Genomic DNA, 22777 nt, shown 5'->3' on the forward strand with positions numbered 1-22777 from the left:
CTTAAAGCCCATTTATATCGTTTGTCAGCCCATGAGGTTTCTCGCTTCAATAAGGCCAGATTATTCACAGGCGAGGTGGAATATGGGTTCGCAAGTCTGGGTTGTGAGCACGCTGCTGATCAGCATCGTGTTAATCGTCTTAACGATCGTCAAACTGAAGTTTCATCCATTTCTGGCGCTGCTGCTGGCGAGCTTTTTCGTCGGCGCGATGATGGGGATGGGCCCGCTGGAGATGGTCAACGCTATTGAGAGCGGCATCGGCGGTACGCTGGGCTTCCTTGCGGCGGTGATCGGTCTCGGCACCATTCTCGGGAAGATGATGGAGGTCTCCGGCGCGGCGGAGCGCATCGGCCTGACGCTGCAGCGCTGCCGCTGGCTGTCGGCGGACGTGATTATGGTGCTGGTCGGCCTGATCTGCGGCATCACGCTGTTTGTCGAAGTCGGCGTGGTCCTGCTGATCCCCCTGGCCTTCTCCATCGCCAAAAAAACCAATACCTCGCTACTGAAGCTGGCTATTCCGCTGTGTACCGCGCTGATGGCGGTGCACTGCGTGGTCCCCCCGCATCCGGCGGCCCTGTTTGTCGCGAACAAACTGGGCGCCGATATCGGCACAGTGATTGTTTATGGCCTGCTGGTCGGTCTGATCGCCTCGCTGGTTGGCGGTCCGCTGTTTCTCAGAGCGTTAGGCAACCGCCTGCCGTACAAACCGGTTCCGGCCGAATTTGCCAACCTTGAGGTCCGCGAGGCGTCGACGCTGCCGTCACTCGGCGCCACGCTGTTTACCGTACTGCTGCCGATTGGCCTGATGCTGGTGAAAACCGTCGCCGAACTGAACATGGAGAAGGGCGGCACGCTGTATACGGTGCTGGAATTTATCGGCAACCCCATCACCGCGATGTTTATCGCCGTCTTTGTCGCGTATTACATGCTCGGCATTCGTCGGCAGATGGGGATGGGCGTCCTGCTGACCCATACGGAAAACGGCTTTGGGTCTATCGCCAACATCCTGCTGATTATCGGCGCAGGCGGCGCATTCAACGCGATTTTAAAATCCAGCGGCCTGGCCGATAGCCTGGCGGTGATTCTGTCGAACCTCGACATGCATCCGATTCTGCTGGCCTGGCTGGTGGCGCTTATCCTGCACGCCGCCGTTGGCTCCGCCACCGTGGCGATGATGGGCGCTACCGCCATCGTTGCCCCGATGCTGCCGCTTTATCCCGGCGTCAGCCCGGAGATCATCGCCATTGCCATCGGTTCCGGCGCCATTGGCTGCACGATCGTCACCGATTCCCTGTTCTGGCTGGTAAAACAGTACTGCGGCGCCAGCCTCAGTGAAACGTTCAAGTACTACACGACGGCGACTTTTATCGCGTCGCTACTTGCACTGGCCGCCACCTTCCTGCTTTCTTTCATTATCTGAGCGCAAAGAGACGTATGATGAAACACGCTGACCTGACCACCTTAACCGCGACCTTCCCGCTTGTGCAGGATCTGATCGCCCTGAAAGAAACCACCTGGTTTAACCCCGCCACCACCACCCTGGCGAAGGGATTGCCTTACGTCGGCCTGACCGCCGACGACGTGCAGGACGCCCATGCCCGCCTGCAGCGCTTCGCGCCCTATCTGGCGGAAGCCTTCCCGGAAACGGCCGCCAGCGGTGGGATTATCGAATCGGAAGTGGTCGCCATTCCGGCAATGAAGCACCGCCTTGAGCAAAAATTCGGCCAGCCGATTGGCGGCGAACTGCTGCTGAAAAAAGACAGCCATCTGCCGATCTCCGGCTCGATCAAAGCGCGCGGCGGCATTTATGAAGTGCTGACCCATGCGGAAAAGCTGGCGCTGGAAGCCGGTCTGCTGACTACCGCAGACGATTATCGCAAATTGCTGACGCCGGAGTTTAAACAGTTCTTCAGCCAGTACAGCATCGCCGTCGGCTCCACCGGCAACCTCGGGATGTCGATCGGCATCATGAGCGCCCGCATCGGCTTTAAGGTTACCGTGCATATGTCCGCAGACGCCCGGGCGTGGAAAAAGGCCAAACTGCGCAGCCACGGCGTGACGGTGGTGGAGTATGAAGAGGACTACGGCGTGGCGGTCGAACAGGGGCGCAAGGCGGCAGAATCCGACCCAAACTGCTTTTTCATCGACGATGAAAATTCGCGCACGCTGTTCCTCGGCTATGCCGTGGCCGGCGAGCGCCTGAAGGCGCAGTTCGCCAAAGCCGGACGGGTGGTCGATGCCGACCATCCGCTGTTCGTCTACCTGCCGTGCGGCGTCGGCGGCGGCCCTGGCGGCGTAGCGTTTGGCCTCAAGCTGGCCTTTGGCGACCACGTTCACTGCCTGTTCGCCGAACCGACCCACTCCCCCTGCATGCTGCTCGGCGTCTATACCGGGCTTCATGACCAGATAGCGGTGCAGGATTTAGGCATTGATAATCTGACCGCCGCCGACGGTCTGGCTGTCGGCCGGGCGTCCGGCTTCGTTGGCCGGGCAATGGAGCGCCTGCTCGACGGGTTCTATACCCTTGATGACCAGACGATGTATGACATGCTGGGCTGGCTGGCGACAGCGGAAAATATTCGCCTTGAACCCTCCGCGCTGGCCGGAATGGCCGGGCCGCAGCGCGTCTGCGCCAGCAAAGCGTACCATCAGCTGCAGGGGCTGAGTGAGCAACAGCTGCAGCAGGCGACCCACCTGGTGTGGGCCACCGGCGGCGGAATGGTGCCGGAAGAGGAGATGGCGCAGTATCTGGCGAAGGGGCGCTAATCTTCAGCGCAGCAGCGGCATCAACGCCTCTGGCGACCGCTGCTGTCGGCGCAGGTCCCGCATCACCCGCATATAGGGCCCGCTGAGATCGTAAAACTGTCGGTAACCCGCACACAGCGGGTCTTCCTGTTCGCCGCAGCGGCACAGGCGTAGCCACGGACAGCCGTAGCAGGCGCTGTTGGCCGCCGGCGCTCCCGCCTGCGTTATCAACTCGCCGCACCAGGCGCTCAGCGTCTCGCTAAACAGCAAAATATTGATACGGCCAATATCTTCCCGCACCCAGCGGTGAAAGACTGCGCAGAGAAACTCACCCCACAGCGCGGCGTCGCCGGCCGCCAGCTGCGGAATAAAATGGATAGCCGTGAGTCCCTGTTGACGCAGCTGCGCATAGAACGCCTGCGGTTGATGGCAATGATGCGCCTCCACAACGACAGCCTGAAAGGGAGTGTCATGGTGCTGGCCGGGGGCATGAGTGAGAGGCAAATTCGCCGGACATCCTGTCATGACATATCCCTAATGAATAAAACGATCTGTTGAAGGTGAGTAACAGCAAACAGGAATGCCAGAGAAAGTACTGCGAGTGCGATCAAAAATTTGTCACGAACCGCCCGCGGCTGTAAAAAATCGCTGTCGTCGATGTCCATCAGATGACGACGGCGGGTATAGCCCCAGAGGATCGCCGCCACTATCGTCAGCACGCCGATCGATAGCCAGAAAGGCAGTCCGGCGCGGTGCCAGCTGTGCTTAATCGCCAGCGCCATCAGCGCGCCATAGCCCAACAGGGTGCGAAACCAGGCCAGCGAGGTACGCTCTGGCTGTAGTCCCGGGTCGCTTTCCCGCCGCGCCCGGCGTTTATCCGCCATACAGCACCAGCAGCATCACCGCGACCACCACCGCCAGCAGCAGGATGCTAATCACCAGCAGCGTCCGGGTATAGGGGAGATCCTGCTTCAGGCGCATCGCCTTCTCGTTATTCAGCCAGCGCAGATAGCCATAGATGGCCATGCCGCCGGCAAACAGGCACAGCAGCAGGGCGAGAATTTCACGGATCAGCGGCGTGGCAAAGTCTGGCGCCAGCTGGTCAAGACCGACGCCAGCGGCGAGAAACCCCAGCGCCGTGCGGATCCACGCCAGAAAAGTGCGTTCGTTAGCCAGCGAAAAGCGGTAATCCGGCGCTTCGCCGAGGCGGGAGATTTTCATGACGGTTCCTTGTTCATCGCGCAGCAAGCTTCAGCATAGCGTAAATCAGGAACCGGGGAGAAGAACCGGCGCCCCGCAGGGCGCCGGTCAACGGCGGGGATTAATGCAGCTCCGGCCAGTAATCTTTGTTGGCCGCAATCAGGTCGTCGAGGATCGCTTTCGCCACCGAGGCGCTCGGCACGGTTTTCGACAGGGTAATCGCCTGCCACAGCTTGTGGTAAGAGCGCTGTTCCCAGGCATCGACCACCAGTTTTTCCACCGCCACCTGCTGGCTCATCATCCCTTTCTGGAAGTGCGGGATGTCGCCGACCGTCAGCGGCTCCGGCCCGTTGTGACCCACCAGGCAAGGAATTTCCACCATCGCGTCAGCGTCAAAGTTATGGATTGCGCCGTTGTTCGGCACAATCAGCAGCATCCTTTCCTGGGTGTTAAAGGCGATGGCCGTCGCCAGATCGACGATATACGACGCGTGCTCGTCAATTTCCAAATCGCCAGCGGAGGATTTCCCGGCGGCAATAATCGCCCGGCAGGCGCTGAAGACGTTTTTCTCACGATGATCCATCACCTCATTGGCGCGGGTGCGTTCCGGGTTGGAGTGGGCCACCACGTAGTCCGGGAACAGATAATATTTCAGATAGGTATTCGGCATGGTCTGCGGATCCAGCGCCTGCACATCTTTCGCTTTGGCAAAAGTGTCGTTCCAGCTGGCCTCGGTGTGCGGGTCGTTAGAAGGCGGCACATAGCCGTATTTCGCCACATATTCGCGCAGTTTTGGCATCAAATCGTTGCCGTCGAGATCCTCAATCGAAGTCCACCAGCCGAAGTGGTTAAGGCCGTAGTAGCGCACGCGCATCTGTTTACGGTCTTTGAGGCCAACAATCTGCGCCATCCGCCCTTCGATACCGATTGGCATATCGCAGATGTTGAGGATTTTGGCGTTTGGCCGCAGACGGCGGGTGGCTTCCGCCACAATCGCCGCCGGGTTGGAGTAGTTGAGCATCCAGGCGTTCGGCGAATATTTTTCCATATAATCCACCAGCTCCAGCACGCCGCCGATAGATCGCATACCGTAGGCGATCCCGCCCGGTCCGCAGGTCTCCTGGCCCAGCACGCCGTGGCGCAGCGGGATTTTTTCATCCTGTTCACGCATCGGATATTTCCCGACGCGGATATGCGCCATGACGAAATCAACATCGGTAAACGCCGCCTGCGGATCGGTGGTATAGCTGAATTCAATCTCCGGCGCCTGCTCTTTGAGGATCACTTTGCACGCCTCGGCGATGGTCTCCTGGCGCGCACCGTCGTTGTCGTAAAATTTCAGCGACCGCAGCGGAAAACGATCCTGGTTTGCCAGCAGCATCAGGACAATGCCCGGAGTGAAGGTGCTGCCGCCGCCTGCGATAACAACTGAGAATTTTTTCATGATACTGCCTCCGTCATGGTGGTATGTTCGGTCGAAAGAGAATCTTTCATCAGGTTTTCCAGCTGGTCGCGCACCTGGGGAACGTGCAGGCCGACGATGACCTGAATCCCGTTGCCGCGGCGAACTACCCCGTGGGCGCCCAGCGCTTTAAAGACGTCGTCACTTTGCGTTTTCGTCATATCGACCAGCGCGATGCGCAGTCGGGTGGCGCAGTTGTTGATGCTTTCAATGTTGCCGGCGCCGCCGAGGGCCTGCAGGAAGCCAGCGGCCTGGCCCAGCCGGGTCTCTGGCACGGCCGCCGCCGTGGTTTTACCCCGCGCTGCCTGATAGTCGGCCTTGCTGTAGAGCTTGATTTCACTCTCTTCCCGGCCCGGCGTCTTCAGGTTCAGACGCAGGATCAGGGTGCGGAAGACCACGAAGTAGAGAGCGGTGAAACAGAGACCAATACCTATCTGAATGAACATCATCGAGGCGTGGTGATGAAACATTGGGATCCAGTTTTGCGGCAAGAACTGGTCGAGCAGGCCGCCGCCGAAATTGCCCACCACCCCGCAGATGTACATTACCGTCGCCATGGACGCCGCCAGCACCGCGTGGACGGCGAACAGCAGCGGCGAGATGAACAGGAAGGTGAACTCCAGCGGCTCGGTGATCCCGACCAGCATCGCGGTCAACGTGGCGGGGATCAGCAGGCCGGCAACCTTGACGCGATTTTCCGGCGCGGCGGTGAAGTAGAGCGCCAGCGCAATGCCCACCGAACCAAACACTTTCGAGTTACCGTGCAGGGCAAAGCCGCCCTCCGGGAACAGCGTCTTCAGCGGTTCCGTACTCTGACTGAACGCCTGCAGATGCTCTGCCCAGTAGACCTGTAGTCCCCCCTCCACCACCGCCGGGCCAAAGATGAACGGGCCATAGACGAAGTGGTGCAGGCCGGTGGGGATCAGAATGCGCTCAAGGAAGATGTAAACCCACACCCCAAGCGCGCCGGCAGAGCGCAGGAAGGCCTGTAGCGATTCAATACCCAGCTGGACTTTTGGCCAGCCGAGCAGCGTCAGCCAGGCGCAGGGGATCATCGCGAGGAAGGCGACAATGACCACAAACGATGAGCCCTGGAAGATGCCGAGGAACACCGGCAGGGGTTTATCGAAATAGCGATTATGCAGGGCCGTCACCAGGCCGGAGATGACGATCGCCCCGATAATGCTGGTGTCGAGGGTTTTAATCCCGGCAATCATCGTCAGGCCGCTGCCGGCCGTGGGTTCAACGGAAAAGTCGACGCCGAAGAAGTGGCCCCAGGTCATCCCCATGGCATTGATAAAGTAGTTCCAGGTGAGAAAGCTCACCAGTACCGCCAGACAGGCCCGGCCCTGGGCCTGCTTCGCCAGGCCAATCGGCAGGCCGACGGCGAAAATCAGCGGCATATTACGAAAGACAGTCCAGCCGCCCTCTTCGATGATGTGAACGATCTGTGCAAACAGGCTGTCGGGTGCGGTCAGCGCTTCGCCGACGAACATCGGGTTGCGCAACATAATGGCGATACCGACCACGATCCCGGCGAAAGGAAACAATAAAACCGGGGTAAACATGGCGCCGCCAAAGCGTTGTATTTGACTGAGCATTGGGAAATCCTCATATAACAACTCGTAGGGTGAATGGCCTTCTTTTTCTTAGTTACCGGCCTCACTCGAGAATAGGAATTTGCCCGTCCGACAACATGCCGCGCCGTTGCGATTCGTGATCGCTTTCATGGTTTTAATTTGGCCAAAGTTGTCTACTTCGCTAACAAAAGTTAGACATCGATAAGCTAAAGGATGTAATCGATCTAATGAATGGATAATAACCGTCTGTCTTAAAAACTATTTTTTTCTAACAGGTGAAGAAAATAACCTCGCCCTTTCCTGTACAAGAGGACTACTGGTGATCTACAAATCCATTGCTGACCGCCTGCGGCTACGGCTGAATTCTGCCGACTTCGCCATCGGCAGCCCGCTGCCGGGAGAGAAAAAACTGGCCGAGGAGTTCGGGGTGGCGCGCATGACCATCCGCAAAGCCATCGACCTGCTGGTGGACTGGGGGCTGGTGGTCCGTCGTCACGGCTCGGGGACCTACGTGGCGCGCAAAGACGTCCATCATGAAACCAGCAATCTCACCGGCCTGGCGGAAGTGCTGCGCAAACAGGGTAAAGAGGTGGTGAGTCAGGTGCTGGCCTTCGAGGTGATGCCCGCCCCGCCGGCCATCGCCAGTCTGCTGCGGATTAAAATTGATGAACGGATCTACTTCTCACGGCGGGTGCGCTTCGTCGACGGCAAGCCGCTGATGCTGGAGGATAGCTATATGCCGGTGAAGCTGTTCCGCAACCTGTCGCTGAGTCATCTGGAAGGGTCGAAATTTGATTATATTGAGAAGGAGTGCGGGATCATCATCAGCGGGAACTATGAAACGCTGACGCCGGTGCTGGCGGACAAGCAGCTGGCGCACTCAATGAACGTCCCGGAGCAGACGCCGCTGCTGCGTATTACCTCCCTTTCCTACAGCGACAGCGGCGAGTTTCTTAACTATTCGGTCATGTTCCGCAACGCCAGCGAGTATCAGGTGGACTACCATCTGCGCCGCGTCCAGACGCACAGCCCGCTAGCTCAGCCCCCAGAACAGCACGGCGAGTAGCTGCGGGGTGATAATCCGCAGAAACATCACCAGCGGATAGACGGTAGCGTAAGAGAGCGCCGCCGCGCCGCTGGTGGCGTGCAGATTGTTGGCGAAGGCCAGCGCCGGCGGGTCGGTCATCGAGCCGGCCAGCATGCCGCACAGCGTCAGATAGTTCATGTTCGCCAGCATGCGCGCGAGAATGCCTACCGTCAGCAGCGGGATGGCGGTGATGAAAATGCCGTAAGCGATCCAGCTCAGGCCATCGCCCTGGGTCAGGGTCGCCACAAAGTCGCCCCCCGATTTTAGCCCGACCACCGCCAGAAACAGCACGATCCCCAGCTCGCGCAGCGCCAGGTTGGCGCTCGGCGGCATAAACCAGTACAGCTTGCCGATGCTACCGATGCGCCCGAGAATCAGCGCCATAATCAGCGGCCCCCCGGCCAGCCCCAGCTTCAGGGCGGCGGGGAAGCCGGGAATAAACAACGGGATAGAACCCAGCAGTACCCCGAGGCCGATGCCGATAAATACCGGCAGCATCTGAACCTGCTGCAGCTTCTGCTGGGCGTTACCCAGCTCGGCGGCCACGGCGTCAATCGCCTCCGGACGGCCGACCAGGTTGAGGATATCGCCAAACTGCAGGCTGGCGCTGCTGCTGGCCACCAGTTCGACGCCTGCGCGATTAAGCCGGGAGATCACCACGTCATAGCGCTGTTTGACGTGCAGATCGCGTATTTTCTTCCCCAGCACTTTCTCGTTAGTCACCACCACCCGCTCCACTTTCAGATCGGTGCCGCGCGTTGACAGCGAGGTGGCCACCTCCTGGCCGATCACCAGTTGCGCATTGTGCAGATCCTCCGGCCGCCCCACCAGGTGCAGCAGATCGCCGGCCTGGATAAGGGTTCCCGGCGCAGGCACCATCAGCAGCTCACCGCGCTTCAGCCGCGAACAGACGATATTGTCGCTGTTGAGCATCGGCACATCCTGAATCGCCATCTGGTGGAGGTTGGGGTTCTCCACCCGCACGTTGATGGTGTGCAAATGGGCATGGCCGTTGCCGCTGCTCTCCTCAAACTGCTGGGCCTCTTTCTCGACATTGATGCGAAAGAACAGGCGTACCAGCCACATGGTCAGCAGAATGCCGCAGATGCCGAACGGATACGCCATCGCGTAGCTCATCCCCATCTGATCGACCACCTCGAACGGCACCCCGAGATCGCGCAGGATTTGCTGCCCGGCCCCCAGCGCCGGCGTGTTGGTCACCGCGCCGGAGAAGATGCCAAGCACCACCGGGAGAGGAATATTGAACAGCTTATGCAGCACCGCGGTGACCAGGCCGCCGAGAATCACGATCAGGATAGCGAACAGATTGAGCCGCAGGCCTGAGACCCGCAGCGAGGCGAAAAAGCCCGGTCCCACCTGGATACCGATGGTGTAGACAAACAGGATCAAGCCGAATTCCTGAATAAAATGCAGCATCGGGCTGCTGAGGGCGACGCCCGCCTGATCGACAAAGTGACCGACGATAATGCCGCCAAATAACACGCCGCCAATACCAAAGCCAACGCCGCGGATTTTGACATTGCCGATCCACAACCCAACCACCGCCACCAGCGCCAGTACGCTGACCGTCAATGCTATCTCACTCATGGTACCGTCCCTGTGAATAACATTATTATTAACAGGGATTATGACCGCGACCAGGCGGGTTGTATGCTGCCTGGCGCACAATACCAGCAAACAGACAGGCACAAAAAAGCCCCGAAAATCGGGGCCTTATAAGTTATTCGCTTAATTAACTATTTAACGCCGGTCGTTCGCTGATGGCGATACGCTGCGGGGCGATCTGCTCAGGCTCATTGCGGGTCAGATCGATATGCAGCAGACCGTTGGTGAAGGTCGCGCCAGAGACCTCCATGTTGTCAGCGAGGGTGAAGCTCAGGCTGAAGGCCTGGCTCACCAACCCCTGGTGCAGCCAGGTGGTCTCTTTTTCCGGCTGCTGCGGCGTGCCTTTTACCACCAGGCGGGTGCCTTCCAGTTGAATATCCAAATCTTCCTGACGGAAACCGGCCAGCGCAAGGGTGATGCGGTAGTGGTTATCATCGCTTTTTTCGATGTTATAGGGCGGGAAGCTCTGGCTTTCACCAGCGGTTTGCAGGGCGCTGGCCAGTTTGTCAAAACCGATCCATTGACGCAGCAGGGGGGATAAATCGTAGTTACGCATACTGTTTTCTCCTTCTAAGAAGCGAGTGAATGTCTGCGAATTGCGTGAATTCGCATCTGCTCCCTGACGGCGAGCAGGTTGTTACATCAGGCCGCCTTGCGGCCTGAGAGAGACAATTAGTTGATTTCGATACGGCGCGGCTTGTTCGCTTCCGGGATCACCCGTTCCAGATCGATATACAGCAGACCGTTTACCAGGTTGGCGCCGCGGACATGAATGTTTTCCGCTAGCTGGAATTTGCGCTCGAAGTTACGCTCGGCGATCCCCTGATACAGGTAGGTCCGCTCTTTCTGCTCGGCAGCGTGGGCGCCTTTGACGATCAGCAGATTGTCCTGGGCGGTGATCTCCAGTTCGCTTTCAGCAAAGCCGGCCACCGCGATGGCAATGCGATAGTGGTTTTCGTCTACCAGCTCGACGTTATACGGAGGGTAGCCGCCATTGCTCTGGCTTTGATTGTTTTCCAGCAGGTTAAACAGGCGGTCGAAACCAATGGCTGAACGATAAAGCGGGGAGAGATCGAAGTTACGCATAATAAATAGCTCCTGAAAATCAGCGAGAATCAAATGACCTTCCATCGTGGACAGGCCGCGGTAATCCGGAATACCCCTCAGGCGTATTCTCAGCGGGTTACACCTATAAAATGGGTTTCTCCCCGTCCTTTTCAAGGGATTCGGGGCGTTTTTTTTTGCAGTTTGCCGATGATTGCTTAGACTGGGGGGAGGAGCACAAAAAGCAAAGTGCGATGCCCGCCACAGTGCGGCGCAATAACGCTATGCATTCACGGGATGGCCCGATATAACCCAACAAGGTTATCTCAACGCCCGAAACGACGATGGAAGAACAATGAAAAGCAGACGACTGTTAAAGCTGGTCCTGTTCAGCGGGATAATAAGCCTGAGCGGTTGCTCCAGCGTAATGTCACATACCGGTGGCAAAGAGGGAACCTATCCGGGCACGCGATCCAGTGCGCAAACGCTGGGGGACAGCAATACCAACTGGGGTGTGAAATCGCTGGTGGCGCTGGACATGCCGTTCACCGCCGTCATGGATACCCTGCTGCTGCCGTGGGATATGTTCCGCACCGACAGCTCAATCAAATCTCGGGTCGAAAAGAGCGAGAAGGCCACGCTGGCGACCAACTCGGTGATCCCGCCAGCGCCGATGCCTGCCCAGTAAGTTATCGCCCGGTCTGCGTAACCCACAGCTGACGATAACCGTCCACCTCCTCCATCCAGGCAATCTGTTTACCGTCTGGCGAAAAGACGATCGCGTCCGCCGAGGGCGCATGAGCATGCGCCTCGGTTAAAAAGGTGATATCGCCTGTGCCGGCATGACAGCAGGCAATCCGCCCCTCCAGTACAAAGCCCAGCCACTCTCCCGACGGATGCCAGTTAAACGCCGACTGGATACCCGACGCGTGATGCGTCAACTGCCGCGGCTCGCCCCCCCGCGGGGAAATAAGCCATAGCTGCACTACGCCGGCGTCGTCGCGCATAAGAAAGGCTATCGCCGTCGCCTGCGGATTGGCGCGCACCCAGTGGCGCGGAACGTTCACCAGCCCCGGGTAGCGGCGATGGTGGGTGAAGGTCAAACGACGCTGACTGACGCCCGCCGGCGGCGCCGGCATCGTGCTTGCGGTGCCCGCCAGCGGCGCCCCGCCGGGCTGCTTCCAGCCGGCTTCATCCTGCGGCAGCTCGACAATAAACAGCTCCGGGACTTTGTCGCCGTTTTCCGCCAGCGTATCGCCAATAAACGCCAGCGCATGGTTCCCGACCCAGCCCTCTTCATAGGCGCGATTAATCTCATCGCTGCCCGGCGCGGGAGTCGGCGTCGTGCGGCTCACCAGCACGCACCAGTGGCTGCCGCCGTATTCGCGCGGATGGTGGCCCGGCGGCGTCACCGGCCCATACGGCGCCGCCACGCCGACGTTGCGCAGATCCAACGCCGGGTCGCGCTCATGCAACACATGATCGTTGTAGGTAAAACTGACCAGTTGGCCGTTGGGGCTATAGACATGGACGTGGCTGCCGCCGCGCAGCGCCCCGGGGGTGTAAGGGGCGGTAATGTCCATGGCGTCCAGATTCTCGACGGCTCCCTGAAAGGCCACCACCCCGCGACGGTGATGAAAATCATACTGCCACTGTGCATCCGGCCGCTCGGGGCCGTGAATGAACACGTAGCGCTCCTGGGTTGGATGCACGGTCACCACGCCGACGTGCGCGCCTTGCGTGGCACGATAAATGGTCTCCACCGCGCCGCTGTTTACGTTCACTCGCTCTATGGTCTCGCCGGTGAACGACGCGCCGGACGGGCGGACGTCGTACACCAGCCACTGGCTGTCGGGGGTCCAGGTGCGGGTGTTGGTGAGCTGGTGGTTGCGAGGAGCAAAGGTAACTTGTTTCATGGTGTGCTGACCGGGCCGATATGAGAGTAGCCTTAGCATACCGCAATCCGCACCGGGTTGAATGCCCGGCGACGAGCTTAAAACGCTTCGCCGACCTGGAAGTAAAAGCCGCTGCTGCCTTTGCCGATACCGTAGTCGAGGCGAACGTTAACGCGAGGTTTGAATTCAAAGCGGTAGCCAACGCCCGCCGAAGGCAGCCAGCGGTCATTATTCAGCGACGACAGTGAAGGCCCCATGGTTCCCGCCCCGGCCCAGGCGACAATCCCGTGCCGCCAGGTGAGCTGCCGGCGATATTCCAGCTGGCTGCTGAAGACGTTTTTATCCCGGTAGCGCCCCTGGTAGTAGCCGCGCATCCGTTCATCGCTGCCCAGCAGCGGCATCATGCTCCACGGTACCTCGCCCTGGGTGAAGGCGCCATCGGCCTCCCAGGCGAGGACGCTCTTCTCGCTGAGGGCATGATAATGGCTGTAGTGCAGCTGAAATTCTTCAAAGCGGGTATCGCTGCCTAAGCCGGACGCATAGTGGGTGTAACGGAAGTTGGCATACTGACCCCGGCGCGGATTGGGGACGAAGTCGCGATCGTCCCAGTTGAGCGCGACGCTGGCACCCGAGCTGAATACCGACGGTCCCTGCGGGGTATTTTCAATTTTCGGCAGATCGTTATGGTCCATCTTATCGGCATTCTGCGCCGCCAGCGACCATCCAGCGCCGAGATAAACATTGTCGATGAGCTGCCGGTAGACCGTCGGGCGCAGGGTCAGCACCTGGGCGGTATATTTCTCTTTTTCGTTGTCTTTATCGCCGGCATGAAAGCCTTGTCCCCAGAAGTACGTCGGGGTGTTGGCCATTGAACCATCAACAAAAATTCGCCATCGGTCGTGGTCAAAAAAAGCGTAGTTTTTCACGCTAAGGCCAAAGGCGCCGGTGGAGCTGGCGTAGCCGCTGAGCGTCAGCGTGGAATTCTGGCTGGTGGTATCCTGCGGATCGGGACGGTAGAGACCGACGACGGCAGTGCCGATGCCCAGCCCCAGCTCCGGCGTATAAAACGGACCGGGCATCATGCCCCAGTCAATGCCTTTGCTGGCGTCGAACTTATCGCTGGCGCCGAGATGCTGCAGCCAGCCGTCGATTTGCTCGCGGCTGATGACCTTGGCCTGGACCGGCGCGCATAGCGCGCATGTCAGAAGCAACAGAACAGGGTTAAGCGGTCGGCTCAAAAGCGATACTCACCGGAGATAAAGAAGCTGTTACGTTCGGCAAAACCAAACTCCGTGGTGATGTTAAAATTCTGCGTCAGCTCATACTGTGCGCCCACCAGCACGTTCCACGGCGACTGCAGATGCTGCTTCACATCGAAGCGACCGTTATTGTCCTGGTTGGCCAGGTTGACCATATTCTGCAGCAGCGGCGACGGCATCGAGAGATCGTTAAGGCTGCCCTTAAACTCCTGCTGCACGTCCTGATACATGCTGCCGACCCACAGGTTCAGCTTACCGGCGGGGAGATGTAGCGCATCGACCGAAGGCGTATTGAAACGATAGCCTACGCGCGGCGAAAAGGTAAACGCATCAATGCTGCCGTCGAGGATATCAAAGCGGGTCTGGGTGTAGTTAGCGTCCAGCACCGTAAACCAGTTGCCGACGCCGCCCACCAGCGTGGTGCCCATCCCATAGGTGGTACCTTTAAAATCGAGGCGAAAGTCGAGGTCCTGCATCCCGGGCATGGGCACCACTTTGCCGTTCGGTCCCTTCAGGCCGACGGCAATCTGCGAAATGGAGTGTCCCTCGGTGTGTCCGACGAGACCATAAACATTCATAAACGGCAGCAGCCAGGCATCCAGCTTGAGCGTCTCGGTTTTGCTGCTTTCCCGCGTATGACCAACGCCAATCTGGAAGGCGTTATCCAGTGAGACCGGCCCCTTAGCGAAAATGTTCTTCACGGCGTGTTTGCAAACAGGATCCTTACCGCAATCGATATTGCGGCCGTCCAGCGACAGGCCGGTGAAGCTAATGCTGTCGACATTAATATTCTGCCGCATATCCATATAATTAATGCTGACGCCAAACGGCAGCGGCAGGACGTAGCCACGTTTTCTGGCCTCATCGCCTAGAAATGGCAATATCGGCGCCGATTCCGCTGTCTCAGTCTCGGTGTCGACCGGCGCCGGCAGATCCGCAGGCTCGGCGCCGTGATAGGCGTACGCCGGCTCAAGCGGCGTCGTTGGTTCCGCGGCCGCGCAAATCTGAACAGAGGCGAATGGCAGCGTAACCAACATCAAATAATGGCGTTTATTCATGAAAAATCTGATGTTAGTTCTGAATTGCAAAAAAAGAGGGCGGGTAGCTTATAGAATCCCCTGTGCGGAATAAGGGATTTAAATGCGGATTAACATCTGTTCATGAAAAAAGAGAAGACAGGCCCGAAGAACGCCGGGCCTGAAGGAAGCTTACGCTAAAACGTATTTTTCAATAGCGAAGGCGACGCCATCATCGAGGTTCGATTTGGTAATGAAGTTCGCCGCCTCTTTAACCGCCGGAATGGCGTTATCCATCGCCACGCCGACGCCGGCAAATTCAATCATCGCGATATCATTTTCCTGATCGCCAATCGCCATAATCTCTTCCGGTTTGATACCCAGCGCATCGGCCAGCGACTTCACGCCGGTGCCTTTATTGACGCGTTTATCCAGTATTTCGAGGAAGTAAGGCGCGCTTTTCAGCACGGTGTACTTCTCTTTCACTTCCGCCGGGATACGGGCGATGGCCTGGTCGAGGATCGCCGGCTCATCGATCATCATGACTTTCAGCAGCTGGATCTCAGGGTCCATCTTTTCCGCTTCGCAGAACACCAGCGGGATGGTCGCCACATAGGATTCATGCACGGTGTAGTAGCTGATATCGCGGTTTGCGGTATACAGCGTATTGCGATCAAGCGCGTGGAAGTGGGAGCCGACCTCGCGGGAAAGCTGTTCGAGGAAGCGATAGTCGTCATAGCTCAACGCGGTTTGCGCCACGGTGCTGCCGTCCCCGGCTTTTTGCACCAGCGCGCCATTGTAGGTAATGCAGTAATCACCCGGCTGCTCCATATGCAGCTCTTTCAGATAGCTGTGAACGCCGGCGTAAGGGCGGCCGGTGGTCAGCACCACGTTGACGCCGCGCTCACGCGCCGCGGCAATGGCGGCTTTCACCGCAGGAGAGATGGTATGGTCTGGCAGCAGCAGAGTGCCGTCCATATCGATTGCAATCAGTTTAATAGCCATAGGATCCCCGGGTAAGATGAGTCTTCCCTCATGCTAACGCGATTCCGCTCAAAAAACAGTAAAAGTGTCGGCCAGAAAGGGGGATAGAACCGCAGCAGAGGATTCCTCTTTTACTGGCAAAGAAAAGCCCGGTCGCGCCATGCGACCGGGCTCAGACATTCCGTTACCCCGGGCAAACTCGCTCCGGGGGTACACGGCTTAGATATCGATATTCGCCGCTTTCAGGGCGTTTTCTTCGATAAAGGCGCGACGTGGTTCAACCGCATCACCCATCAGGGTGGTGAACAGCTGATCGGCAGCAATGGCATCCTTGACGGTGACGCGCAGCATGCGGCGGCTGTCCGGATCCATGGTGGTCTCCCACAGCTGATCCGGGTTCATCTCGCCCAGACCTTTATAGCGCTGGATGGAAAGGCCGCGACGGGACTCTTTCACCAGCCAGTCCAGGGCCTGCTCGAAGCTGGCCACCGGCTGACGACGTTCGCCGCGCTCGATGTAAGCATCTTCTTCCATCAGGCCGCGCAGTTTCTCGCCCAGGGTACAGATACGGCGATATTCCGGCCCCATAATGAACTCATTATCCAGCGGATAGTCGGTGTCCACGCCGTGGGTACGAACGCGAATAACTGGTTCAAAATGCTGCAGCTCTTTGTTCTCGTGGAGATCAAATTTCCACTGGCTGCCGTGCTGCTCTTTCTCATTCAGCTCGGATACCAGCGTGTTCACCCAGCGGGTCACCTTCTGTTCGTCAGCCAGATCGGCCTCGGTCAGGGTCGGCTGATAGATAAGCTCTTTCAGCAGCGCTTTCGGGAAGCGGCGCTCCATGCGGCCAATCATTTTCTGGGTGGCGTTAAACTCGGCAACCAGTTTTTCCAGCGGTTCGCCCGCCAGCGCCGGCGCATTGGCGTTAGTATGCAGGGTCGCACCGTCAAGAGCGATAGCGATCTGATACTGATCCATCGCTTCGTCGTCTTTAATGTACTGTTCCTGTTTGCCTTTCTTCACTTTGTACAGCGGCGGCTGGGCAATATAGACGTGGCCGCGCTCGACGATCTCCGGCATCTGACGATAGAAGAAGGTCAACAGCAGGGTACGAATGTGCGAGCCGTCGACGTCCGCATCGGTCATGATGATGATGCTGTGATAGCGCAGTTTGTCCGGGTTGTACTCATCGCGGCCGATGCCGCAGCCCAGAGCGGTGATCAGCGTGGCCACTTCCTGAGAAGAGAGCATCTTGTCGAAGCGGGCTTTCTCGACGTTAAGGATTTTACCCTTCAGCGGCAGGATCGCCTGATTCTTACGGTTACGGCCCTGCTTCGCAGAGCCGCCCGCGGAGTCCCCTTCCACCAGGTACAGTTCGGAGAGCGCCGGGTCGCGTTCCTGGCAGTCCGCCAGTTTGCCCGGCAGGCCAGCCAGATCCAGCGCGCCTTTACGGCGGGTCATCTCACGGGCACGACGCGCGGCTTCGCGCGCGCGCGCGGCGTCAATAATTTTGCCGACCACGATTTTCGCATCGGACGGGTTTTCCAGCAGGTATTCGCTCAGCAGTTCGTTCATCTGCTGCTCAACCGCCGATTTCACCTCGGAGGAGACCAGCTTGTCTTTGGTCTGCGAGGAGAATTTCGGATCCGGCACTTTCACCGATACCACGGCAATCAGGCCTTCACGGGCGTCGTCGCCGGTGGCGCTGACTTTCGCTTTTTTACTGTAGCCCTCTTTGTCCATGTAGGCGTTGAGGGTACGGGTCATCGCCGCACGGAAGCCGGCAAGGTGAGTACCACCGTCACGCTGCGGAATGTTGTTGGTAAAGCAGTAAATGTTTTCCTGGAAGCCATCGTTCCACTGCAGGGCCACTTCCACACCGATACCGTCTTTTTCCGTAGAGAAATAGAAGATATTCGGATGGATCGGCGTTTTGTTCTTGTTGAGATACTCAACGAACGCCTTGATGCCGCCTTCGTAGTGGAAATGGTCTTCTTTGCCGTCGCGCTTATCGCGCAGGCGGATAGAGACCCCGGAGTTCAGGAACGACAGCTCGCGCAGGCGTTTCGCCAGGATGTCATATTCAAATTCGGTGACATTGGTGAAGGTTTCCAGGCTTGGCCAGAAACGCACCATGGTGCCGGTTTTGTCGGTTTCGCCGGTCACGGCCAGCGGTGCCTGCGGCACACCGTGTTCGTACATCTGCTTGTGAACTTTGTTATCGCGCTGGATAACCAGCTCCAGCTTCTGCGACAGGGCGTTTACCACCGAGACGCCTACGCCGTGCAGACCGCCGGAAACTTTATAGGAGTTATCATCGAATTTACCGCCAGCGTGCAGGACGGTCATGATAACTTCCGCTGCGGAGACGCCCTCTTCCGGGTGAATGCCGGTCGGGATGCCGCGGCCGTCATCCTGGACGGAGACGGAGTTATCGCTGTGGATGGTCACCACGATATCTTTGCAGTAACCCGCGAGCGCTTCGTCGATAGCGTTATCCACAACCTCGAATACCATGTGGTGCAGACCGGTGCCGTCATCCGTGTCGCCGATATACATACCCGGGCGCTTACGCACCGCATCCAGCCCTTTCAGGACTTTGATACTGGAGGAGTCATAAGAATTCGACATCAACGTTTCTCGCTCATTTAATCTTGGGTTAATCCGTTATTTTACCTTTTTCCACGCGGAACATCTTCGAATTTTTGTCCGACATGTCCATAACGTGCTCAGCGCTGATCGCGCTGACGAAAACCTGCGACTGCGTCGCTTTCAGGCGACTGGATAACAGACCGCGGCGGGCATCATCGAGTTCCGAGGCAAAATCATCTATCAGGTACAGGCAGCGCCGCCCGCTGACGCGGGTGAGGAACTCGCCCTGCGCCAGACGCAGGGCGCACATCAGCAGCTTAAGCTGCCCGCGCGACAAGGTATCTTCCACCGGCGCCCCGTCGGCACGAATACGGAAATCCGCTTTATGCGGGCCGTGGGCGGTATAGGTTAACATTCTGTCGCGCTCGAAATTCCGCTCCAGCACTTCAGCGTAGTCGGTCTCTTTTTCCCAGCCGCGCTGGAAGGAGAAAGAGAGCGAGAATTCCGGTAAAAATTGCTGACAGGTATCCGCCATGTCTTCGACGATAGCGGCGCTGTATTCGGCACGCCAGCGGCTGATCTGCTCCGCCAGCGGGATTAATTCCAGATCCCATGGCCGCAGCTGGGCATAGCGGCTGACCTGACGCAGCGCGGCGTTGCGCTGCTTGACCAGGCGCTTCAGGTTGCTCCAGGCGGTGAAGAATCCGGCTTCGTTATGAAAGCATCCCCAGTCAAGGAATGCTCTTCTGTATTTGGGGCCGCCGTTGAGTAAAGTAAACCCCTCCGGCGTAATCAGCTGCATCGGCATCAGGTGCGCCAGCTCCGCCACTTTGTGTCCGTCGGTGCCGTCGATACGCACCTTGCTGTCGCCCTGTTTGTCTTTGGTCAGGCCGATGGCGGTTTCCCGCTCTTCGCCCTGTAAACGCCCGTGCAGAACAAACGCATCCTGCTCGTGGCGGATCACCCGGCCAATTTGCAAACTACGAAACGCCCGGCCATGACCGAGCGTATAGATAGCTTCCAGCACGCTGGTTTTGCCGCTGCCGTTGGCGCCAACCAGGAAGTTAAAGCCGGGAGATAAAGCGAGATCCGCATGTTCAATATTGCGGAAGTCTTTGATCAGGAGTCGGGATAGCGACATATCAGCTCGTCATCATTCAAGGGGCGTGGGTGTCGCAGCCAGTTCGTCTACCGCCAGCGCGCAGAAAGCGGAGCGTACACGAAGTACGTGAGCATTTCGAGCACTGCCGGAAGGCGAAATGGCAAATAAACCAGCCCCTTTGCAGATTCTACAATCGCATTGGCATGACAACGTAGGCGGCGGATTGCGAAGCCGCATCCTCAATCTGCACGCTCGACACCGAATCCGTCAGCAGAATCCGTACATTCTCGCACTTCAGCGCGTTCAGCACATCCAGCACGTAGCTAACGTTGAAGCCAATCTCCATCTCCGTTCCGGCGTAGGTCACGTCCAGAATCTCTTCCGCTTCTTCCTGCTCCGGGTTATTGGCGGTGATTTTCAGCTGATTTTCGCTCACGTACAGCCGCACGCCGCGGAATTTCTCATTGGAGAGAATCGCCGCGCGGGCAAAAGCCTGCTTCAGAATATCGCAGCCCGCTTCGAGGTGTTTATCCGGATTTTTCGGCAATACGCGGCGATAATCCGGGAAACGGCCATCAACCAGCTTCGAAGTGAAGATAAAATCGCCGACGTGGGCGCGGATGTTATTGCTGCCAATCTGCACGCGCAGCGGCGTATCACCGCCGTCGAGCATCCGCATCAGCTCAATCACCCCTTTACGCGGCACGATCACCGAATGGTTCGGCAGCGACGCTTCCAGCGGCATCGAACAGACCGCCAGACGGTGGCCGTCGGTAGCAACGGTGCGCAGTTCGCTGCCTTCGGTTTCGAACAGCATACCGTTTAAGTAGTAACGAACATCCTGGTGCGCCATCGAGAACTGGGTCGCTTCGATCAGACGCTTCATGGTCGCCTGCGGCAGGGTAAATTCCACCTCGCTCTGCCAGTCGTCAAGATTCGGGAAATCGGCAGCGGGCAGGGTCGACAGCGAGAAGCGGCTGCGGCCGGAACGCACCAGCATGCGATCGCCTTCCAGCTGCACCGCGATCTCCGCGCCTTCCGGCAGGCCGCGGCAGATATCAAAGAATTTACGCGCCGGAACGGTGGTGGCGCCCGCTTCGTGCGGCTGAACCAGCGCCACGCGCGCCACCATCTCCATTTCAAGATCGGTACCGGTCAGCGACAGCGCGCCGTCCGCGACCTGAAGCAGCAGGTTACCGAGAATGGGCAGCGTCGGACGACCACCTAACGGACCGCTCACCTGTTGCAGCGGTTTTAATAAATGTTCACGTTCTACGGTAAATTTCATAGCGTCACGAGGATAATGTTCTGATTAAATTGGAAAAATCTTCTTTAATGTCGTGGCTTTCTTCACGCAGCTGCTCAATCTTGCGGCAGGCGTGCAGCACGGTGGTATGGTCGCGGCCGCCAAACGCATCGCCGATTTCCGGCAGGCTGTGGTTGGTCAGCTCTTTGGCCAGCGCCATCGCCATCTGGCGAGGACGCGCCACCGAACGGGAGCGGCGTTTGGACAGCAGATCCGCTACCTTAATCTTGTAGTACTCCGCCACCGTCTTTTGAATATTGTCGATGGTGACCAGTTTTTCCTGCAGCGCCAGCAAATCGCGCAGCGCTTCGCGCACGAAATCGATGGTGATCGCCCGGCCGGTGAAGTTGGCGTTGGCGATAACGCGGTTCAGCGCCCCCTCCAGCTCACGCACGTTTGAGCGCAGACGCTTGGCAATAAAGAACGCTACTTCACCCGGCAGGCGGATGTCGTTCTCATCGGCTTTTTTCATCAGGATCGCGACGCGGGTTTCCAGCTCCGGCGGCTCGATCGCCACCGTCAGCCCCCAGCCGAAGCGGGATTTCAGACGATCTTCAACGCCGTTGATCTCTTTGGGATAACGATCCGAGGTCAAAATGATCTGCTGATTACCTTCCAGCAGAGCATTGAAGGTATGGAAAAACTCTTCCTGGGATCGCTCTTTATTGGCGAAGAACTGAATGTCATCGATCAGCAGGGCGTCAACGGATCGGTAGTAGCGCTTAAATTCTTCGATGGCGTTGTTCTGCAGCGCTTTAACCATGTCCTGAACGAAACGCTCCGAGTGCATATAGACCACTTTGGCGTTCGGTTTACGCGCCACGATACCGTTCCCCACCGCGTGCAGCAGGTGGGTTTTGCCTAGACCCGTCCCGCCATAAAGGAACAGGGGGTTGTAGGCGCCGCCCGGGTTATCCGCCACCTGACGCGCCGCCGCGCGGGCCAGCTGGTTAGATTTACCTTCGACGAAGTTATCAAACGTGTGTTTCACGTTAACGTTAGAACGGTAGGTCGGCTCCGCTGGCGCCGGGACATTATCCCAGCCAGGGCGCACGATCGTCGGCGCCACGCGCGCGGTCTGCACCTGCGCCGCCGGGATAGTCGCTGCGGCCGGGCTTACCGCCCCTTTCTGCAGCGAGCTGGCGGGCTTAGCGCCCACCTCAAAACGCAGCTGCGGGGCGTCCGCACCGCAAAAATCATTGAGGAGTCCATTGATATTATTGAGGTATTTGTCCCTTACCCAGTCGAGCACAAAACGGTTTGGCGCATACAGTGCCAGCGTGTTATCGCTCAGTTCCGCCTGCAATGGGCGGATCCACATGCTGAATTCTGTGGCTGGTAACTCATCCTGCAATCGGGCAAGACACTGCTGCCAAAGCGAAAGTGACACGGCGGACTCCACTCGAACATAAAATCGATATCAAAGAAAAACTGAAACAATCGTGATTGTTGGCACACGTCGACAAGACCCTGCATTAGCCGAAAAGCCCCTGCACAAAAGGGGTGACGTGCGAACCGCTATCTGCGGTTATTTCCCGCTGCGGATCCGGGGATCGCGATCGGGACCGGGGATCATAGCCTAAACTGAGAAAGAGATCTTGTGTTTCTCAACAGATTCTTCCCGATTTATCCACAGGAAGGATCGAAACCGGGTAAGTGTAATCGATCCTGGAAGGAGTGAAGCACGATTTCCGCCGCATATTGGAAAAATTAATGAGCTATGCCGCTTTTGGGCGCAAACGATCTAACAAAGATCCTTCAGGATCCTTGCGCTTTACTGGCCAGGCCGTATAATCCCCCACCCGGCGCGTAATGCCCGTTTTCGTCACACGTCTCAGCTTATTTTTTGTGCGACGAGGTGCGAGAAATAAGGAAA

At 58.1% G+C, this 22777-nt stretch carries 20 protein-coding genes and 1 other annotated feature; of the genes, 4 read left to right on the forward strand and 16 right to left on the reverse strand.

Annotated features, from left to right (window positions below):
* Positions 1-82 precede the first annotated feature (82 nt).
* Positions 83-1420 (forward strand): D-serine transporter DsdX, encoded by a 1338-nt coding sequence (gene dsdX / locus ACLEXF_RS23770; protein ID WP_004202257.1) that lies wholly within the window; start codon positions 83-85, stop codon positions 1418-1420.
* A gap of 17 nt (positions 1421-1437) precedes the next feature.
* On the forward strand, positions 1438-2766 hold the full coding sequence (gene dsdA / locus ACLEXF_RS23775) for a D-serine ammonia-lyase (protein ID WP_023319387.1): 1329 nt from the start codon (positions 1438-1440) through the stop codon (positions 2764-2766).
* Between the two features lie 3 nt (positions 2767-2769).
* Here dsdA and ACLEXF_RS23780 read toward each other — a convergent pair whose 3' ends face one another.
* The 5 genes from ACLEXF_RS23780 to ACLEXF_RS23800 all read right to left on the reverse strand — a co-directional run bounded on the left by ACLEXF_RS23780 (position 2770) and on the right by ACLEXF_RS23800 (position 7008).
* Positions 2770-3192, reverse strand: a complete 423-nt coding sequence (locus ACLEXF_RS23780; RefSeq protein WP_004202260.1) for a hypothetical protein — start codon at positions 3190-3192, stop codon at positions 2770-2772.
* A 74-nt stretch (positions 3193-3266) separates the two neighbouring features.
* Complete coding sequence (locus tag ACLEXF_RS23785) at positions 3267-3629, reverse strand: DUF202 domain-containing protein (protein ID WP_135730203.1); 363 nt, start codon at positions 3627-3629, stop codon at positions 3267-3269.
* Positions 3619-3966, reverse strand: coding sequence for a YidH family protein (locus ACLEXF_RS23790; RefSeq protein WP_004202264.1), 348 nt, complete (start codon positions 3964-3966; stop codon positions 3619-3621). The genes ACLEXF_RS23785 and ACLEXF_RS23790 overlap by 11 nt, the downstream gene beginning before the upstream one ends.
* Positions 3967-4066: 100 nt before the next feature.
* Positions 4067-5389 carry a 6-phospho-alpha-glucosidase gene (locus tag ACLEXF_RS23795; RefSeq protein WP_017899668.1) on the reverse strand — a complete coding sequence of 441 codons (1323 nt, stop codon included), beginning with the start codon at positions 5387-5389 and terminating at the stop codon, positions 4067-4069.
* Positions 5386-7008: an alpha-glucoside-specific PTS transporter subunit IIBC gene (locus ACLEXF_RS23800; protein ID WP_048293933.1), complete on the reverse strand. Its 1623-nt coding sequence runs from the start codon at positions 7006-7008 to the stop codon at positions 5386-5388. The genes ACLEXF_RS23795 and ACLEXF_RS23800 overlap by 4 nt, the downstream gene beginning before the upstream one ends.
* Positions 7009-7306: 298 nt before the next feature.
* Here ACLEXF_RS23800 and ACLEXF_RS23805 point away from each other — a divergent pair, with 298 nt between their 5' ends.
* On the forward strand, positions 7307-8053 hold the full coding sequence (locus ACLEXF_RS23805) for a GntR family transcriptional regulator (RefSeq protein ID WP_135730201.1): 747 nt from the start codon (positions 7307-7309) through the stop codon (positions 8051-8053).
* Here the strand turns inward: ACLEXF_RS23805 and ACLEXF_RS23810 are convergent.
* From ACLEXF_RS23810 to ibpA, 3 genes are all read right to left on the reverse strand, one after another.
* The gene (locus ACLEXF_RS23810; RefSeq protein ID WP_004202271.1) at positions 8021-9682 is read right to left on the reverse strand and encodes a putative transporter; all 1662 of its coding nucleotides are present in this window, start codon (positions 9680-9682) and stop codon (positions 8021-8023) included. The two genes, ACLEXF_RS23805 and ACLEXF_RS23810, sit on opposite strands and share 33 nt — an antisense overlap.
* Before the next feature lie 145 nt (positions 9683-9827).
* The gene (ibpB, locus tag ACLEXF_RS23815; RefSeq protein ID WP_004145074.1) at positions 9828-10256 is read right to left on the reverse strand and encodes a small heat shock chaperone IbpB; all 429 of its coding nucleotides are present in this window, start codon (positions 10254-10256) and stop codon (positions 9828-9830) included.
* Positions 10257-10372: 116 nt separating this feature from the next.
* Positions 10373-10786, reverse strand: coding sequence for a small heat shock chaperone IbpA (gene ibpA, locus ACLEXF_RS23820; protein ID WP_004151523.1), 414 nt, complete (start codon positions 10784-10786; stop codon positions 10373-10375).
* Positions 10780-10855 (reverse strand) — a sequence feature (ROSE (Repression Of Heat Shock gene Expression) occurs in the 5'-region of heat shock genes and acts as an RNA thermometer to modulate expression.). (Overlaps the previous gene by 7 nt.)
* Before the next feature lie 244 nt (positions 10856-11099).
* Here ibpA and ACLEXF_RS23825 point away from each other — a divergent pair.
* Positions 11100-11432, forward strand: a complete 333-nt coding sequence (locus tag ACLEXF_RS23825) for a YceK/YidQ family lipoprotein (protein ID WP_004202272.1) — start codon at positions 11100-11102, stop codon at positions 11430-11432.
* Between the two features lies 1 nt (position 11433).
* Here ACLEXF_RS23825 and ACLEXF_RS23830 read toward each other — a convergent pair whose 3' ends face one another.
* The 8 genes from ACLEXF_RS23830 to dnaA all read right to left on the reverse strand — a co-directional run bounded on the left by ACLEXF_RS23830 (position 11434) and on the right by dnaA (position 22291).
* The gene (locus ACLEXF_RS23830; protein ID WP_049003811.1) at positions 11434-12660 is read right to left on the reverse strand and encodes a DUF3748 domain-containing protein; all 1227 of its coding nucleotides are present in this window, start codon (positions 12658-12660) and stop codon (positions 11434-11436) included.
* A gap of 77 nt (positions 12661-12737) precedes the next feature.
* Positions 12738-13877: a BamA/TamA family outer membrane protein gene (locus ACLEXF_RS23835; RefSeq protein ID WP_135730199.1), complete on the reverse strand. Its 1140-nt coding sequence runs from the start codon at positions 13875-13877 to the stop codon at positions 12738-12740.
* On the reverse strand, positions 13874-14956 hold the full coding sequence (locus ACLEXF_RS23840) for a hypothetical protein (protein ID WP_004202278.1): 1083 nt from the start codon (positions 14954-14956) through the stop codon (positions 13874-13876). Before ACLEXF_RS23840 ends, ACLEXF_RS23835 begins: the two co-directional genes overlap by 4 nt.
* A 150-nt stretch (positions 14957-15106) precedes the next feature.
* Positions 15107-15919: a sugar-phosphatase gene (yidA, locus tag ACLEXF_RS23845; RefSeq protein ID WP_004202280.1), complete on the reverse strand. Its 813-nt coding sequence runs from the start codon at positions 15917-15919 to the stop codon at positions 15107-15109.
* 198 nt (positions 15920-16117) lie between these two features.
* Positions 16118-18532 carry a DNA topoisomerase (ATP-hydrolyzing) subunit B gene (gene gyrB, locus ACLEXF_RS23850; protein ID WP_004202281.1) on the reverse strand — a complete coding sequence of 805 codons (2415 nt, stop codon included), beginning with the start codon at positions 18530-18532 and terminating at the stop codon, positions 16118-16120.
* Positions 18533-18560: 28 nt separating this feature from the next.
* Positions 18561-19634, reverse strand: a complete 1074-nt coding sequence (gene recF / locus ACLEXF_RS23855) for a DNA replication/repair protein RecF (protein WP_004202283.1) — start codon at positions 19632-19634, stop codon at positions 18561-18563.
* Positions 19635-19782: 148 nt separating this feature from the next.
* On the reverse strand, positions 19783-20883 hold the full coding sequence (dnaN, locus tag ACLEXF_RS23860) for a DNA polymerase III subunit beta (RefSeq protein ID WP_004145090.1): 1101 nt from the start codon (positions 20881-20883) through the stop codon (positions 19783-19785).
* A gap of 4 nt (positions 20884-20887) precedes the next feature.
* Complete coding sequence (gene dnaA / locus ACLEXF_RS23865) at positions 20888-22291, reverse strand: chromosomal replication initiator protein DnaA (protein ID WP_017899658.1); 1404 nt, start codon at positions 22289-22291, stop codon at positions 20888-20890.
* Positions 22292-22777: the final 486 nt, after the last annotated feature.

The organism is Klebsiella pneumoniae complex sp. WS1778, assembly GCF_049472055.1.
In the GTDB taxonomy this organism is placed as follows: domain Bacteria; phylum Pseudomonadota; class Gammaproteobacteria; order Enterobacterales; family Enterobacteriaceae; genus Klebsiella; species Klebsiella quasipneumoniae.

Excerpts from the sequence above, each read along its gene's own strand:
- ACLEXF_RS23785 (WP_135730203.1), bottom strand. The coding sequence starts at position 3,629 with ATGGCGGATAAACGCCGGGCGCGGCGGGAAAGCGACCCGGGACTACAG.
- ACLEXF_RS23810 (WP_004202271.1), bottom strand. The coding sequence starts at position 9,682 with ATGAGTGAGATAGCATTGACGGTCAGCGTACTGGCGCTGGTGGCGGTG.
- dsdX (WP_004202257.1), top strand. The coding sequence starts at position 83 with ATGGGTTCGCAAGTCTGGGTTGTGAGCACGCTGCTGATCAGCATCGTG.
- dsdA (WP_023319387.1), top strand. The coding sequence starts at position 1,438 with ATGAAACACGCTGACCTGACCACCTTAACCGCGACCTTCCCGCTTGTG.
- ibpA (WP_004151523.1), bottom strand. The coding sequence starts at position 10,786 with ATGCGTAACTTCGATCTCTCCCCGCTTTATCGTTCAGCCATTGGTTTC.
- gyrB (WP_004202281.1), bottom strand. The coding sequence starts at position 18,532 with ATGTCGAATTCTTATGACTCCTCCAGTATCAAAGTCCTGAAAGGGCTG.
- ACLEXF_RS23790 (WP_004202264.1), bottom strand. The coding sequence starts at position 3,966 with ATGAAAATCTCCCGCCTCGGCGAAGCGCCGGATTACCGCTTTTCGCTG.
- ACLEXF_RS23795 (WP_017899668.1), bottom strand. The coding sequence starts at position 5,389 with ATGAAAAAATTCTCAGTTGTTATCGCAGGCGGCGGCAGCACCTTCACT.
- yidA (WP_004202280.1), bottom strand. The coding sequence starts at position 15,919 with ATGGCTATTAAACTGATTGCAATCGATATGGACGGCACTCTGCTGCTG.
- ACLEXF_RS23830 (WP_049003811.1), bottom strand. The coding sequence starts at position 12,660 with ATGAAACAAGTTACCTTTGCTCCTCGCAACCACCAGCTCACCAACACC.
- ACLEXF_RS23825 (WP_004202272.1), top strand. The coding sequence starts at position 11,100 with ATGAAAAGCAGACGACTGTTAAAGCTGGTCCTGTTCAGCGGGATAATA.
- ACLEXF_RS23800 (WP_048293933.1), bottom strand. The coding sequence starts at position 7,008 with ATGCTCAGTCAAATACAACGCTTTGGCGGCGCCATGTTTACCCCGGTT.
- ACLEXF_RS23840 (WP_004202278.1), bottom strand. The coding sequence starts at position 14,956 with ATGAATAAACGCCATTATTTGATGTTGGTTACGCTGCCATTCGCCTCT.
- dnaN (WP_004145090.1), bottom strand. The coding sequence starts at position 20,883 with ATGAAATTTACCGTAGAACGTGAACATTTATTAAAACCGCTGCAACAG.
- recF (WP_004202283.1), bottom strand. The coding sequence starts at position 19,634 with ATGTCGCTATCCCGACTCCTGATCAAAGACTTCCGCAATATTGAACAT.
- ibpB (WP_004145074.1), bottom strand. The coding sequence starts at position 10,256 with ATGCGTAACTACGATTTATCCCCCCTGCTGCGTCAATGGATCGGTTTT.